Genomic DNA, 16195 nt, shown 5'->3' on the forward strand with positions numbered 1-16195 from the left:
GCCTACTCAGGCTCGCTTTGTTTTGCCTTAAGTGATAATCAGGATTACCCGCAATGCTACCCATGACGCCCAAAGCCAAGAAACGTCTTCTTCTGACCATAGCGCTACTCGCGGGCCTATTCGCCATTTTGAAATTAACCTATTGGGTGCATTTACATCAGGGCAAAGTGGAGATCCAACAGCAATCGGAAAAACAATTAAAGGAACTCGTTAGCTTTTTAGATGGCGCCCTCTCCCGCTACGAAAGCATTCCCCATGTGCTCTCAACAAATCCTATGCTGGCTAATGTGCTTAACGATCAGCAAAACCCGAACAAAATCCAAGAATTAAACCTCTATTTAGAGGAAATCCAGCATGTTACAGAAGCATCAGATATTTATCTTATCGATGCATTAGGGATTGCCATTGCCGCCAGTAACTGGCAACAGAGCTTCTCTTTTATCGGTAAAGACTATTCCTTCAGACCCTATTACACCGATGCCATCTCGGGAAATTTAGGCCGTTATTATGCGGTGGGAACGAGCTCAGATAAGCGCGGTTTTTACTTTTCGTATCCCATTTATCAACGGGGAGGCAAAGGCATACTCGGGGCCATTATCGTCAAAGTGGATATTGCCGATATAGAACAGCAAAGCACTAGCATAGCGATGGCGGGCCAATATCAATTTTTGATCAGCGATCCCGACGACATAGTGTTTATTTCCAGCGTCGACGAATGGCGCCTAACGTCTCTCACGCCGCTGACGCAAGCAAAACAGTATGCACTGAATGCCTCAAAACGCTACGCTGAACGCCCCATAGGCGAATTGTTAATGAAGCCCCAATACCAAGAAAAGGGCAACAACGGCGATCATATTTATCAAATACGCACGGGCAATGCCCTAGCCCAGTATATGGACACCCATCATTTGATGACCAAGGCGGGTTGGCGCGTGCATATTCTCTCGCCGATGAAGCCGCTGCTCGAGTCTATGCCTGCAATGATGTTATTGTCGGCCTCCATTTATCTATTGCTGGCACTGGGCATTCTCTTTAGCAGTGAGCGACGTCGCAACCTGCAACGCATGCAGCTGGCGCAAAACCTGCTCGAACAACGGGTTGAAGAGCGAACTCAAGATCTGCTACAGGCAAACAATCGCCTAAAAGATACCCAAGATGAGTTGATCCAAGCGGCTAAATTAACCGTGATAGGCAGTCTGTCCGCCAGTATTAACCATGAACTCAACCAGCCCTTAGCCGCCCTGCGCAGCTATGCGCAGAATACTCAAACTTTTCTTGCCCGGAATATGCAGGATAAGGCATTGGATAATCTTAAGATTATTATCGAACTCACAGATAGGCTCGCCGATATTGTCGGCCAATTTAAAAGTTTTACCCGCAAGAGCCAGGGCAACGACAGCGCCACCGATATTAACCGCTGTATTAAGCAGGCACTGACGATAGTACAACCCGAAATTGACAAGCAAGGGGTTGAATTAGATGTACAATTGCCCGAAGGACAATACCAAGTCTGGGGCGATAAAGTGAGATTACAGCAAGTGTTTGTCAATATTATGAGTAACGCTATTGTCGCCATGCAACTCTCGGTTAAACGGCGTTTGATTATTCGCGTCACCAGTGAAGATAAATTCTGTATCAGCATCCAAGATTCCGGGCCCGGTGTCAGGGAAAGCCAAATGGAAAAAATCTTCGAGCCCTATTTCACCACTAACGAACGCCATGGCCTTGGGCTAGGATTATCTATCTCCCAACGTATTATTGAATCTATGCAGGGTCAGATCAATGTCGCCAATGCCGAAGACGGCGGCGCTATTTTTCACATTATTTTACCGATTTATTTGCTCGAGGAACGCCCGTCAATATGAGTTTGCCCACATCAATCCAAGACTATTCGGTGCTTATCATCGATGATGAGGTTCATATAGGCACTGTCTTAGTACAGCTATTTGAACTCGAAGGCATTAAAGCCCTCGCCAGCACTGAACCTAAAGGCATAGCTAAATTACTGGACAAAGACTGGGCAGGGGTCGTGATCTCCGACGTCAATATGCCACAACTCGATGGCATCAGCCTGATGCAGCAAATTCGCCAACAGGACCCCGATCTCCCCGTAGTGCTACTCACAGGTTTTGGTGATATTGCCATGGCGGTCAACGCATTAAAGCAAGGCGCCTATGATTTCCTCGAAAAACCCTTCAACAACGAACACATGCTCGATGTGGTGAAACGCGCCCTTGACAAGCGCAGCCTAACCTTAGAAAACCGTAAATTAAAGAAAGAGTTAGAAAGTCAAAGTCTTCCAGGCCCGCGGATTTTAGGTCACAGTGCTGGCATTAACCGCATGCGCCATATCATAGATCAAGTGATAGATACCCCTGCCGATGTGTTAATTGAAGGCGAAACCGGCACAGGCAAAGAGCTAGTAGCCCGTTATTTACATGACCATAGCAGCCGTAACCAAGCCAATTTTGTTGCCATTAACTGTGGCGCCATCCCTGAAAATCTTATTGAAAGCGAGTTATTTGGTGCCGAAGCCGGCGCCTTTACCGGCGTAGATAAAATGCGCATAGGTAAATTTGAATACGCTAATGGCGGCACGTTATTTTTAGATGAGATTGAAAGTACGCCGCTGTCGCTGCAAGTCAAACTGCTGCGGGTACTTGAGGATCGTAAGGTGGAGCGCCTCGGGTCAAATAAGAGTATCAATTTAGATATTCGTGTTATTGCAGCCACTAAGGTGGATTTAAAGGGCCTATGTGACACGGGGGAATTTCGCCAAGACTTACTCTACCGTTTAAACTTGGTCACAGTGCCGATCCCGCCGCTGAGGGATCGCCGTGAAGATATCCCCCTGTTATTTTTACACTTTGCTCGAGTCGCCTCGGCGCGATACCACAAGGCGCTTATCCCCCTCAATGCCGAGCAAAATGCCATTATCACCTCACACGACTGGCCGGGTAATGTGCGAGAACTCAGAAACCTCGCCGAGCGTTACGTGCTCCTCGGGGGAGAAGCCGCCTTTGCCGGTAGCCTAGGAAATACCCCTAGCCTGCACTCCAGCATGTCATTGCTGCAACGGGTCGAGTTTTTTGAGCGGGTGCTGATTGAAGAAGCCTTAAGCCATAATAAGGGCAGCATTAAGCTAACGATGGAGCAACTCGAACTGCCCCGTAAAACCTTATACGACAAAATGCGTAAATATGACTTAGACCGAAAACAGTATGTGAATTTAGATGAGTAATAAACAAAACCCCGCGTAAATTACGCGGGGTTTCTCTTGGTAAAATAAATAGTTATCTTAGCAAAGCCCACTATCAAAAATACTTGGCAACTATTTCATGTCGACAACTATTTCATCTCGACAACTATTCCATCGCCGATTCAACGACACACATTCCCTTTTGATTTTTCACATAGGGCGCAAGGATCGGCATCATGCCCTTCATCACCTGCAACGGCAGCGCTGAGGTAAAGCTAAAATCATCAGACTTACTGCCCGGCACAAAGGCCGTTAGGGTACCAAAATAATTATCCCCTAAATAAAACACAAAGGTGGCAGTACGATTCATCGCCGTCGTGGCGACTTTTCGGCCCTGCTGCATTTGGGTCACAATGCGGTTGTCCCCCGTGCCCGTTTTGCCGCCTATGGCCAACATTGCCCCATTCTCATCGGTGAAAATGCCTTTTAAACGCCTTGCAGTGCCATTTTGCACTACGTTACCCAATGCCGCCTTGAGCGCTTGAGCCACCTCATGGCGCATCACGCGTTCACCTTGGGTATGTTGATTTTGCAGCCGAACCTCGTAGGGAGTATCAGCCGCAAAATGCAATTGATTAATACGCACTGTGGCTAATCTTACGCCATCGTTCTGAATAATCCCCATCAGTTCGGCCAGGGCTGCGGGCCTATCTCCCGAACTGCCCAGCGCCGACCCTAAAGAAGGCACCATAGATTCAAAGGGATAACCTAAACGCGCCCAACGTTGGTGAATATCGAGGAAGGCCTCGACCTCTAGCATCACCCGTACCCGCACATCACGGGCGTTCTTATGCCTAGTTCTAAAGAGCCAACGGTACACTTCCTGGCGCTCATCCTTACTGGCCTCTTTCACATCGTTTAGGTTGGCCTCGGGATGCTGATTTAAATAATCGAGTACCCATAGTTCTAAGGGATGAACCCGCGCGATATAACCTTGATCAGGCAAGTTATATTTCTCTGGGCCGTACTTGTTATACAGCTCTTTAATGCGCTTATCGCTGTAGCTATTTTGTGGCAAGCGCTGCTGTAAAAAGGCCTTAAAGGAGGCGATAGACTCATTGGGCTGCAAATACCGATAGGCCGCCGTGAGCTGTTGCTCCGCTTGGGTTTGACCATCAAAGAACAGCTCTAAGCGTTCGTTAGGCGCCACTTTCTTATATTTACGGTAAAACTTAGTCACAAAGGTATTGCCTTCACGGTCGGCAAATATCCGTAAATATTCCTCACGGCGGGGATCTTTATCATTACGCAGCAGTTGGGCCATATTGCCTTCATTTTGCATACTGCTGCTGTAGTTCACTATGTCACGCATCAAGCGCACAAAGGGCAAGTTAATCGAGTCTTGCAGCGCCTGGTACATGGTCGGAGTTTTAAGATCCTCCGTCTTTTTAAAGTTATTAAACACATGCAATCCACCACCGGTGAAGAACTGCTCATTTGGCGACGCGGAATATTCCCGTTGCAGGGCAGCATCTAACATGCGGTCGAGGCGTCTATCTGGGTTAGCAATCAAATAATCGATAGCCCAGCGCGTTAAGTGATCCCGAGGTTCGATGATGATCGACTCTAATTCAATCCCGTGCTTTTTCGAATACTTATCGTGGATTTCAGCAATGATTTCCAGATAGGTCGCTAATACACGCAGTTTCGCGGTCGAGCCAAGTTCTAACTTACTTCCTTCATTGATATCAAAGGGTTGGTCGGTACTGTCGGTCTGTACCCGAACGCGGTTAGCCGTATCGGTACGCTCGTATAAGGTAAAACTATAGAGCACATTTTGCAGTTGGCTGGGTTCCAGTAAACGCTCGCCCAAGAGGCCGACCTGCTCCGCGGTTGACACTTTTCCAAGGCTGCGCAAGTAATGGCTGACCTGTTGCTGCAATTCACTGTGCAAGCTGCTATTGACCGTAAGATCTAATCGGTCTAAATCATATAAGCCAACGTTTAACATTCCCGCAGTGCGGATACGGATAGTGTTAACGCCTTTATCGGCCCCCGATGACTGGGTATTGCGTTGGGGTTTAGCTACCTTAAATTGCAATCTTTGTGCTAATGCAGCATCCCTTAGGCCACGGTCTATCAGGTAATATTGACCGAGCAATCGAATGTGGCTATCGACTAAATTTTCAAGATCTTCATGACCTTGTAACAAATAATAGGAAGGTCGACGCTGGGCAATCATCAGGGCAACCACTTGGCGGAACACTTGCCCACGCTTAGCCGCATTGGCTTTAATTTGGGGTGAGGCTAATAACTGATTTGCCGTATCGAAATCGGTACCAAACCATGCCCAAAGTCCATCACCAATCCCATGCACTTCGCCGTGATTGGGCGCCGAGGATAAAGGCACGGTATTTAAATAATCTTGAACTATACGTTTACGGGCGGGTTCCGTTTTTTCCCCCTGCTGATACACACGCACAGTGGCAGAACCAATCTGCAGCAATTTATCTTTAATGCTCAAGGTTAAACCTTGGGAAGAATGGCGAAATTTCTCAATCTGGGTCGCCAGCGTACTACCACCCGCAGTGGAGACATTCATCCCTAGCATTTCAGCAATTTGACTCATTCCCGCCACCACAAATCGTGGCCAATCGATCACTGGGTTAAGCTTCTCTTCGGTTGTCCATAACTCTCGGTTTTCGATAAACAGTAAGGTATTGATGATCTCGTTAGGGATCTTATCGTCATCCTGATAGACACGTTTAGGGTAGGTAAACTCGTATAGATCGGTGTTACGGCAGTCGAGTAAAGTGAGTCCCGATTGCGCTTTCTCATGGTAAGGCGGGAAAAATCCTAATTGGGCATATTCCTGCAATGCCGGCGAAAATGCCACTTGCTGAGTGATCTGAAAATTACGCTGCAATAATCTGTCGATATACTGGGGCAATTTACTGTAACCATGGCGCTCATCGAATGGACCATAACTTGGGTAGATAACCGATGATGTTGGTTCGCTTCTCAACTCATAGGTGAGTTTTTGGGCATATTGGTTAATGTATTTTGCCTGATAAAAAGAAGTCTTAATCTCTTGGCCAATTAAAATGGCTAAACAGAGTATCAAAATAAAAAATAGAAACCATGCACGTCCCTTAGATCTCGCCTTACGCTCAGGCTTGGTCTTAGGTTCGGGTTGCGGCGGACGAGGACGATAATTTTCGAACTTCATCTCTTGCGTAGAATTAGGCAAAACTGCTCCAAAAAATCACTAAAATCACTAAAATCACTAAAATCACTAAAATCACTTTTTTACGTGGGGATCTGATAGCCCACTCATGCTAGCAACAGAGGTTGACGACCAAGTGCTTGGCCACTCAACCTTCAGACAGTGCTGATTTCACCCATCGGAGGATTTCCTTTTCCTGTACATCAACGATGACTTCCTTGGGTGTAATCCAATTTGTCGTCAGATTTTTCGCTATTTTAATGAGTTAGCTCTTCATCTCAAAGTGGTTTACCTAAAAATATTCACCACTTGTGCTTTTGAAATGATTGCCTCAGGCAGTAATGGGCTCATCCCAAATAAACTCACGAAAATGCTTACGGCAAACCGATTCATAACTTTCGTTACCACCAATCGCCACTTGCTCACCTTCGCGCATCACCTTGCCATCACCATCGAGGCGCACCACCATGTTAGCTTTGCGGCCACAATGACAGATAGTCTTCAACTCGACTAACTTATCGGCCCAAGCAAGCAAATAATGACTACCGCTAAAAAGCTCCCCTTGGAAGTCCGTACGCAGACCATAACACAGCACAGGAATATCTATCTTATCAACAATATAGGTTAATTGTTTCACCTGTTCTTTACTTAAAAACTGACACTCGTCCACCAACACGCAACTCAGTGGCATTGCCTGATGTGCTGATTGGATCATCTCGACAAGGTTATCTTGGCTACTAAAAACCTGTGCTTCAGTCTCAATTCCGATGCGGGAAGCAACCTTACCTTTACCGTATCTATCATCGATCGAGGCCGTCATCACTAAGGTATTCATCCCGCGCTCGCGGTAGTTATAGGACGATTGTAATAAGGAAGTAGATTTACCCGCATTCATTGCTGAGTAGTAAAAATAGAGTTGTGCCAAAACCAATACCCTTAGAAACGTTATTTATTCACGTCTGTCGCCAGCGCTAAATTGAGCAATAGTCTACCATTAGGCACCCAATCAGAATACTAGCTAGCCCCAAGCTTTAAGGGGAAATTCAGCTATGGCGCCATAAATCCCCCGTTTGCATGTCTAAAAATCCACCGAAATGACAGCTAACTGATTTGACTAATCGTATAAGAATAACAGCATTTGTTAAATCAACGTAAATACGGTCAGTTGTTAAATTAACCTTAACTGAATCTTAAATATTGTTTTATAAGGAAAAAGTAATGAATACTAAATGTTAAAAATGAGATCTACCTCCAAAGTAATAGGTATAAATGCGGTAAAGTTCAAAAATTCAACAACCAATTAACTCTAATATCCACTTTGAGCCAATTTGTGCTCAATTAAAAAAATAAAGTATTCGATAGCTTGCAAATTAAAACCTACGGTTCAAAGCACTAATCTCCCCCTGCAAACTTTAGTGCTGCAATCCGTCCTTTATATGCATATTGGATCAATTGGAGATTATGATGAGAATTTTCACCTCTAGAAAACTGGCTTACTTCGTTGCCTTAGCACTAACAGGAGCCCTTGTTGGTTGTGGCGATGATGGCAAAGATGGTGCCGATGGCGCACCAGGAACGCCCGGCATTCCAGGGACGCCTGGCACACCAGGAACACCTGGCGAGCCATGGACACCACCTGTAGTCACCAGTTCGACGGCAACCAATGTCAAAGTGCTAAGCTACAACTTCGATGAAGGTAGTATCACTTATGAATTCGAGATTACCGATGAAAATGGCAGCCCAATCAATGGATTGTTAAAAGCTCAAGCTAAAGTTGCAGCCTTAACCGATAAGGGTTTTATCAACAACCGTACCGAAACCGATATTAATGGGGTTGCAGATAATGTCCATATAGGTGGAGCGGCAACCGAAGCAACCGAAGGGGCCACGCTCACCGCCATCGACGATGGCAAATACCAATTTAAAGCACCAATGAAAGGTGTTAACCCCAGCACTGAAGGTATCGTTTGGTTACGTGTCGGTGGTAACGATGGTATTGCGACCTCTCAACCATTAGTGGTGAACAAACCTGAGGGCACCCACTCTACAACGACGGACAGTTGCTACTCTTGCCATATTGACTACTCAACCAGCCCACGTCGTCATGCGAGTTATGTTGCTAGCGGTATGGACAGCGAAGTCACCTTTGTTGAAGGTTGTTTAGCTTGTCACGGTTCTGTAAGCAAAGGTGTTAAAAATACCGAAGGTTTCTCTATCGGTGGTTATGCAACCAACACTCTATCAAAAATTGGTCATGTGAATCACCAGGAATTTACTAAAGATTTCAGCGTGATGAACTGTACTTCCTGCCACGTTGAAGCACCTACCAATATCAACGTAGCTGGACCTGGTTGTATTGACTGCCATGACAGCGGTGGTGTACCCGGCGCTATCATTCCAAGTGATGGTGCAGATTTGCGCATTATGCACGAAAGCAAAACAGGTATCACAGAGCGTCAAGCCCTGCGTGCTAAATATAAACTGGAATTATCAACACCCGTTAAAGTGGATGATATTTCAACTAAAACTGACCACTATGCCCCAACAGGTGCTGCAGCCGCAGTGGTCGCCCCAGGTTGGTGTACCACGCTGACAGTGAAGGATACCGAAGGTAATATCTTCAGTATTAAAGACAACTTTAACTATTCAGATCCTCTGGTATTTGATGCTAAGAAACCTATTGTCTATGCCGGTGCTTATTTGCATGCCTATGACAATGACACTGTAGTGGGACGCCCAGGCAACCGCACTAACTACTACTATGGTTACAATGCGGATGGCACCAAGAATATCTGTCATTTACTGACGGATATCAGCGCAGTAAATGCTAACTACGCCTACTCAGCTCGCGTTACCTTTAGTACTCCGGGTTGGATGGAATACGATGGCAATCAACGTTATTACAGCAATGGCAAACTAAGAGCTGAGGGCTATGACGGCTCTATGGGTGTTTCCTTTACCGCTTACTCTGATGTAGTTGATCCTGTGACCACTGCCAAAGTCTCTGCCTTTGAACGTCGTACCGTCGTCAGTGATAACAGCTGTACCACTTGTCACAATGATGCCACTGCGTTCCACAAAAATGGGGCCTTCGACGAAGGTGGTAAAGCCTGTGTGGCCTGCCATGACAATGGTATGGCACGTACTTCAGCAGTATTAGGCGCAGGTTTTGGCCCTATGGTTCACAGCTGGCACTGGGGTGAAGGTGCTAAAGTCGGTGAAATTGCAGCCGATGGCACTCAAGCGAAAACCGCTAACGGTGCAAGCGCAATTGAAGCTTCTACTAGCTGTGTTGCCTGTCACGAAACGGCTATTGAGTTAAGCAAAGTGCCAAACCAATACATCCTCGAGCCAGGTGACAAAATGACCAGCCCAGTCACAGCAAACTGTTTCGCTTGTCATAATAGCGATTCAGCTAAGGCGCATATGGCAACTAACGGTGGTGAAATCAGCATACCAAAAGTTACTGACTGGTTTAAACAACCGACCTCTGAATCTTGCGCTGTATGTCACGACACAGGAAGAAGTACTGGTATTGATAAATACCACAAGTTTACTCGCTAATTAATCATTTCATCATCGCATGATTAAGCAGTAAGTAAAAAAGCGGTACCTATTTTCCCTGCAAGGAAATAGCAAAGGAGCCTCGCCCATGCGAGGCTCTTTTTTAGTTCGAATCACAAACTGTTACAAAGCACTTTCAGACCCGTTTAAGTTCTTTCAGACCTATTTAAGTTATTAAGGTTAGAGTCCTAAAAAACAACAATTCTAAGGAAGTCACTTAATTATGCATAAAAGTTTTATTGCCATCGCCATCGGCGCGACACTCGTTACGGGAACATTGGCAGGCTGCAGCACTAGCGATCCTAAAGTGCAAAATGTCATCGCAATTCAAACCGATAATCCACTGCTACAAGCCAGCACACTCCAATATCAAACACCTGATTTTAGTGTGATTAAAGATGAGCATTTTAAGCCAGCACTTGAACAAGGCATGGCGGAGCACTATCAAGAAATTCTCACGATTGCGAACAATCCAGCCGCCCCCACCTTTGATAACACCATTGTCGCAATGGAAAAAAGTGGTGCCCTGCTCACCCGCGCATCAAGCGTGTTCTATAACCTAACTGGCTCAAACAGTAACCCTGCACTACGGAAGATACAGGGTGAGATGGCCCCCAAGATGGCGGCCCACTCGGACAATATCAACTTAAACCCTGCACTCTTTGCCCGTATTGATAGTCTTTACAACGAACGCAACAACTTAGGCTTAACCCCTGAAGCGGTGCGTTTAATTGAGGTCTACCATCAACGCTTTATCATGGCGGGCGCTAAGCTTACCGATGAGCAAAAAGTTAAAATCCGCGCCTTAAACGAAGAACAATCTACGCTCACTAACGAGTTTTCCCAACGCTTGCTGCGTTTAACCAAAGAAATCGCGGTGGTAGTGGATTCAAAAAGTGAGCTTGCGGGATTAACCGAAAGCGACATCACCGCGGCCGCAAACGATGCAAAAGCCGCTGGCCACGATGGCAAGTATCTGATTAACATCACCAACACCACTCGCCAGCCGGTATTAGCCTCACTGGAAAACCGTGAACTGCGCCAGCGTATTTGGGAAGCCTCAGCGAATCGTGGCTTAACTGGTGAAAACGAAACCGCTTCACTGGTATCGCGTTTAGCACAGCTACGTGCCGAGCGAGCAGCACTGCTAGGATATGAAAACTGGGCAACTTATCGCTTAGCACCGCAAATGGCAAAAACACCGGAGGCGGTATACAGCATGTTTGGCTCTATGGTGCCTGCAGTAGTTGCCAACACAGAGAAAGAAGCGGCCGATATCCAAGCGATGATCGACAAGACTGGCGGCAAGTTTGAACTCGCCCCCTGGGACTGGGAGTTTTACGCCGAGAAAGTCCGCCAAGAAAAATACGCCCTCGATGCCAATAGTGTTCGCCCATACTTCGAATTTAATCGCGTATTAGAAGACGGCGTGTTCTACACCCTTAAAGAACTCTATGGTGTTACCCTAAAACCCCGCCCAGATTTACCGGTTTACCACCCCGATGTGAAAGCCTACGAAATGTTTGATGCCGATGGCTCTAGCATGGCGATTTTCTACGCCGACTATTTTGCCCGGGAAGGCAAACGCGGCGGTGCTTGGATGAGCTCATTCGTCGGTCAATCCAACCTCGAGGGGACAAAACCTGTCGTTGTTAACGTAATGAACATCAAGAAAGCGCCCGAAGGTCAACCCACATTCGTCAGCTATAACGAAGTCACTACTATGTTCCATGAAATGGGCCATGGTACCCACGGCATGTTCTCTAAAGTGACTTATCCAAGCCTAGCAGGCACCTCGGTTTCACGGGACTTTGTCGAGTTTCCATCGACCTTTGAAGAAGATTGGGCCGCCCATCCTAAAGTCTTAGCAAATTACGCTAAGCACTATGAAACAGGCCAACCCATCCCCGATGAACTGCTGCAAAAACTACTGAAATCCGGCAGCTTTAACCAAGGGTTTGACACCTTAGAATATATGGCCGCCGCACTAGTGGATATGGAGTGGCATTCATTAAGCCCAGATGCACCGCTGCAAGATGTAGCCACCTTTGAGGCCAATGCGCTGAAGAAGCACGGCTTAAACATCAGCGCAGTGCCACCACGCTATAAGTCGACCTACTTTGCTCACGCCTTCCCCGGCGGTTACTCGGCAAGTTATTACGCCTATATGTGGAGTGAAATTTTAGCGGCGGATGCCTTTGCCTATGTACAAACCCAAGGCGGGCTCAATCGTGACATCGGCATGAAATACCGCAAAACTATCCGTGAAGTAGGTAATAGCATAGCGCCAATGGAAGCCTACAAAAACTTCCGCGGACAAGAGCCGACCACAGAGGGCCTATTAAACCGTCGCGGTTTAAAGCAAACCCTATAGTCATAGCTTCTTAAGCCATAAAAAATCAGCCAGCAATATGCTGGCTGATTTTTAACTGAAACCTCAAGCTAAATCACTACTTTGCCACACGATTAGACTGTATTCTCAGCCAAATAATACTGATAACAAACAATAAGCTACAGGCTGCTAAGCCCGCATTGACCGACTCTGTGAAACCGAGCACCACATAACCCACCATACTGATAAAGGCAACAATCAAGGCGTAGGGTAACTGAGTGACCACATGGTCGATATGGTGACAACTCGCGCCCGTAGACGACAAAATAGTCGTATCGGAAATCGGCGAACAATGATCGCCAAATACCGCCCCCGCGAGCACAGAGGCCAGCATAGGCAACATCATGCCAGTGTGGCTCCCCATGGCCATATCAGCGGCAATCGGCAGCATAATACCGAAAGTGCCCCAACTGGTTCCGGTAGAAAATGCCGTTAATCCCGCTAACACAAACATTAAAGCTGGGAGAAACGCGAAGGGGATATTACCCGTCGCGAGGCTGGCCATAAACTTACCCGTTTCGAGTTGGCCAATAACCCCAGCGATTGTCCAGGCGAATAGCAGGATATAAATTGCCGGCAACATAGAGCGGGCGCCCTGCACAACGCCTTTCACCACCATAGCTTTCTCAACCCCTTGCGCAAGGTTCACCACTAAGGCAACCGCTAAACCTGCTAAGGAGCCAAAGAATAATGACGAACTAACATCTGTCTTCTCAAAGGCTGAAATAATATTAAATTCAATACCTTCTTTTGCCAAAACCTGAGCGCCACTGTCGATCATAAAATACAGGGTTGCAAATACCAGCACAGTGATCGGCAGGAATAGGCCTAAGATTTTACCGCTTTCCGCTTCGGGGAGGTCGGCATTGGCGCCAGGAGGTAACCCCTTAGTTTCATCGTATAAATTACCGCGCTGGGCATTGAGCTCATGCTCGCGCATAGGGCCAATATCTAGCCCCATAAAAGCAACACAGAGTAATAACAACAGCGAGAAAATTGCGTAGAAATTCATTGGGATCATTTGAATAAATACACTCAAATGGCCCGTATCAGCAAAACCGTGCGCCGTTAAAATCCCGCCAATTAACGCAATAATATAAGCCCCCCAGCTCGAAACGGGGGAAATAACGCACACGGGCGCCGCCGTTGAATCCAATAAATACGCCAACTTAGCACGGGAAATATAGTAGCGGTCGGTAACGGGTCTAGCGACGGAGCCAACGACTAAGCTATTGAAATAGTCGTCAATAAAGACTACACAGCCTAAAAACATGGTCAGTAATTTGGCATCGCGTTTATTGCGAATATGTAAGCGAGCCCAATCGGCGAATGCCCGGGCACTGCCACTGACAGTAATCAGTGCGGTGATCATACCCAGTACAATTAAGAAACCGAGAATATATAAGTTCCAAGAATTAACAGCACCATCGGCCCAAATAAGCCCCTTAATGCTATTAAATAAAAACTCACCGCTGGCAAGAGGCGAAAATTGATTGAGCAATAAAACCCCAATCACAATACCTAAACCTAAGGAGAGGAGGACACGGCGAGTTAAAATCGCCAATACAATCGCTACCACTGGCGGCAGCAAAGAAAGCGCCGAATCGGCATAACTCATAACAGTCATTGATTATTTCTTCGTCAAAAATACGAATGGAGGGCGACTGAACTGGTGGGGAAAAGGCAATAGATACCCAAGGTCACCTGTCCTATCAGTAGCGCTCCATAGTAACTATTTCTAATATCCATATCAGAAAATACTATGGCAGTGCTGCACCTATTAAGTACAACCCCAGCAGTTGATCGTGATAAATCGAACCACTTCGGCACCAAATCCTTTCGCAATCGATCAACGGAATCACCCTACTGATCACTACTGATATTTGGCGCGCCTCTACTTCTAAGAACGCCCATGCGCGGGCGTGAGGCACATAAAAACATAAGCGGCTAAGCAGATGCTACCGCAAAGCCGCTTACTGTGACCTAGATCACGGATAAAATCAACCGAGACTCGCAATCAGCTCAGGGACAGCATCAAACAGGTCGGCTTCGAGGCCATAATCGGCCACTTGGAAAATGGGTGCTTCGGGATCTTTATTGATGGCAACGATGACTTTCGCGTCTTTCATGCCCGCTAAATGCTGGATCGCACCGGAAATACCGACGGCAATATACAGGTTTGGCGCAACGATTTTACCGGTTTGACCCACTTGTAAATCGTTAGGTACAAAGCCAGCATCAACCGCGGCCCGTGATGCACCAACTGCGGCACCAAGCTTATCTGCCAGTTGCTCTAACATGCCGAAGTTTTCACCACTGCCCATGCCGCGACCACCGGAAACGATAATCCCAGCATTACCTAATTCAGGACGGGCAGAAACCGTTAAGGATTGAGAAACAAACTGCGTTTTCGCCTCAAACACTTTGTCAACTACCGTCACGGCTGCATTGTTACCCTCTGCCGTGGCATCAAATGCACTGGCACGCACAGTCATGACTTTTATCGCATCGTGGCTTTGCACTGTCGCTAGGGCATTGCCCGCATAAATAGGACGCACAAAAGTGTCGGCATTTACAATGGCAATCACCTCTGAGAGTTGTGCCACGTCTAATAATGCCGCCACCCTTGGCATAGCATCTTTGCCAAAGCTCGATGCGGCAGCAAGTATATGGCTGTAATTAGGCGCTAAATCCACCAGCAATTTTGAGACATTTTCCGCAAGGTGCGCTTCATAGGCACTGGCATCGGCAAGCAAAACTTGGCTAACACCTTGTAGTGTTTGTGCAGATTGGGCAACGGCACCGCATTGATGACCAACAACTAATACATGCACATCCTCACCAATGGCACGCGCCGCAGTGACAACCTTGGCGGTATCGAGTTTCAGAGCCGCATTATCATGTTCAGCTAATACTAAAATGGCCATTTAGATCACCTTCGCTTCATTTTTTAACTTTTCGACTAGCTCAGCTACCGACGCAACCATAATGCCTGCTTTACGCTCTGCAGGTGGCGTCACTTTCACTAGGGTTTGATGGTTTTTTAAGGTCACACCTAAATCGGCAATCGTCATGACATCCAAAGGCTTACGTTTCGCCTTCATAATGTTTGGCAATGAAGCGTAACGGGGTTCATTCAAACGTAAATCGGCAGTCACTACCGCAGGAAGGGGTAGGTTCAGAGTCTGCATGCCGCCATCGATTTCACGGGCGACTTGCACCGACTGACCTTCGACTTTAATTTCAGAGGCAAACGTCGCTTGTGGCATATCCGTTAATGCCGCAAACATTTGCCCAGTTTGGTTATTGTCACCATCGATAGACTGCTTACCAAAAATCACCAATTCGGCCTGCTCTTTTTCCTGTACAGCCTTAAGGAGTTTGGCGATAGATAAAGGCACTAGCTCGTCTTCAGTATCGATATGGATTGCACGGTCGGCACCAAGTGCCAGCGCAGTACGTAATTGTTCTTGAACGGCTTTATTACCGATACTAACGACCACCACTTCAGTAGCACTGCCCGCTTCTTTCAAACGAACCGCTTCTTCTACTGCGATTTCACAAAAAGGGTTCAACGCCATTTTGAGGTTTGCGGTATCAACGCTTGTGTTGTCAGCTTTGACCCTGACCTTCACATTGGCATCAACAACACGCTTAACAGGCACCAATACTTTCATAGGGTTTCCTTCCTACACTTTCATGTACATGGACAAAACATTGGTCGTTACCAATGCAGGATAGAGCAACTTTACGTCCTGTTAACGTTAACGTCAACTAAAGTCAAACGCCTGTTTGCATTTTTTAATAGCGCACC

9 protein-coding genes and 1 riboswitch are annotated in these 16195 nt (G+C 46.8%); of the genes, 4 read left to right on the forward strand and 5 right to left on the reverse strand.

The genetic code is table 11. The annotated features are described in order from the left end of the window. Positions 1–53: 53 nt before the first annotated feature. Positions 54–1865: a sensor histidine kinase gene (locus tag JFT56_RS12745; RefSeq protein WP_198780450.1), complete on the forward strand. Its 1812-nt coding sequence runs from the start codon at positions 54–56 to the stop codon at positions 1863–1865. Continuing rightward, entirely contained in the window at positions 1862–3241 is a 1380-nt protein-coding gene (locus JFT56_RS12750; RefSeq protein ID WP_198780451.1) for a sigma-54-dependent transcriptional regulator, read from the forward strand. The genes JFT56_RS12745 and JFT56_RS12750 overlap by 4 nt, the downstream gene beginning before the upstream one ends. Positions 3242–3365: 124 nt before the next feature. Here the strand turns inward: JFT56_RS12750 and JFT56_RS12755 are convergent, their stop codons facing one another. Together JFT56_RS12755 and JFT56_RS12760 are read right to left on the reverse strand one after the other, a co-directional pair. Continuing rightward, positions 3366–6449: a transglycosylase domain-containing protein gene (locus tag JFT56_RS12755; RefSeq protein WP_198780452.1), complete on the reverse strand. Its 3084-nt coding sequence runs from the start codon at positions 6447–6449 to the stop codon at positions 3366–3368. A 307-nt stretch (positions 6450–6756) separates the two neighbouring features. Further along, entirely contained in the window at positions 6757–7350 is a 594-nt protein-coding gene (locus JFT56_RS12760; RefSeq protein WP_198780453.1) for a thymidine kinase, read from the reverse strand. Between the two features lie 539 nt (positions 7351–7889). Between JFT56_RS12760 and JFT56_RS12765 the strand changes: the two genes are divergently transcribed. Together JFT56_RS12765 and JFT56_RS12770 are read left to right on the forward strand one after the other, a co-directional pair. Further along, positions 7890–9989 carry a multiheme c-type cytochrome gene (locus JFT56_RS12765; RefSeq protein ID WP_198783567.1) on the forward strand — a complete coding sequence of 700 codons (2100 nt, stop codon included), beginning with the start codon at positions 7890–7892 and terminating at the stop codon, positions 9987–9989. Positions 9990–10212: 223 nt separating this feature from the next. Next, entirely contained in the window at positions 10213–12363 is a 2151-nt protein-coding gene (locus JFT56_RS12770; protein WP_198780454.1) for a M3 family metallopeptidase, read from the forward strand. Positions 12364–12439: 76 nt separating this feature from the next. Here the strand turns inward: JFT56_RS12770 and JFT56_RS12775 are convergent, their stop codons facing one another. From JFT56_RS12775 to JFT56_RS12785, 3 genes are all read right to left on the reverse strand, one after another. Beyond that, positions 12440–14008, reverse strand: coding sequence for a Na+/H+ antiporter NhaC family protein (locus JFT56_RS12775; RefSeq protein ID WP_198780455.1), 1569 nt, complete (start codon positions 14006–14008; stop codon positions 12440–12442). Between the two features lie 81 nt (positions 14009–14089). Then, a riboswitch (Lysine riboswitch) is annotated at positions 14090–14286 on the reverse strand. A 95-nt stretch (positions 14287–14381) separates the two neighbouring features. Then, positions 14382–15308, reverse strand: a complete 927-nt coding sequence (locus JFT56_RS12780; protein WP_198780456.1) for an electron transfer flavoprotein subunit alpha/FixB family protein — start codon at positions 15306–15308, stop codon at positions 14382–14384. Beyond that, positions 15309–16058, reverse strand: coding sequence for an electron transfer flavoprotein subunit beta/FixA family protein (locus tag JFT56_RS12785; protein ID WP_198780457.1), 750 nt, complete (start codon positions 16056–16058; stop codon positions 15309–15311). Between the last annotated feature and the right edge of the window lie 137 nt (positions 16059–16195).

The sequence above is a fragment of the Shewanella putrefaciens genome (assembly GCF_016406305.1).
GTDB lineage: Bacteria > Pseudomonadota > Gammaproteobacteria > Enterobacterales > Shewanellaceae > Shewanella > Shewanella putrefaciens_C.

Bases quoted from the DNA above. Each gene is read 5' to 3' on its own strand.
- JFT56_RS12745 (WP_198780450.1), top strand. From the start codon at position 54: ATGCTACCCATGACGCCCAAAGCCAAGAAACGTCTTCTTCTGACCATA.
- JFT56_RS12750 (WP_198780451.1), top strand. From the start codon at position 1,862: ATGAGTTTGCCCACATCAATCCAAGACTATTCGGTGCTTATCATCGAT.
- JFT56_RS12765 (WP_198783567.1), top strand. From the start codon at position 7,890: ATGAGAATTTTCACCTCTAGAAAACTGGCTTACTTCGTTGCCTTAGCA.
- JFT56_RS12770 (WP_198780454.1), top strand. From the start codon at position 10,213: ATGCATAAAAGTTTTATTGCCATCGCCATCGGCGCGACACTCGTTACG.
- JFT56_RS12775 (WP_198780455.1), bottom strand. From the start codon at position 14,008: ATGACTGTTATGAGTTATGCCGATTCGGCGCTTTCTTTGCTGCCGCCA.
- JFT56_RS12780 (WP_198780456.1), bottom strand. From the start codon at position 15,308: ATGGCCATTTTAGTATTAGCTGAACATGATAATGCGGCTCTGAAACTC.
- JFT56_RS12785 (WP_198780457.1), bottom strand. From the start codon at position 16,058: ATGAAAGTATTGGTGCCTGTTAAGCGTGTTGTTGATGCCAATGTGAAG.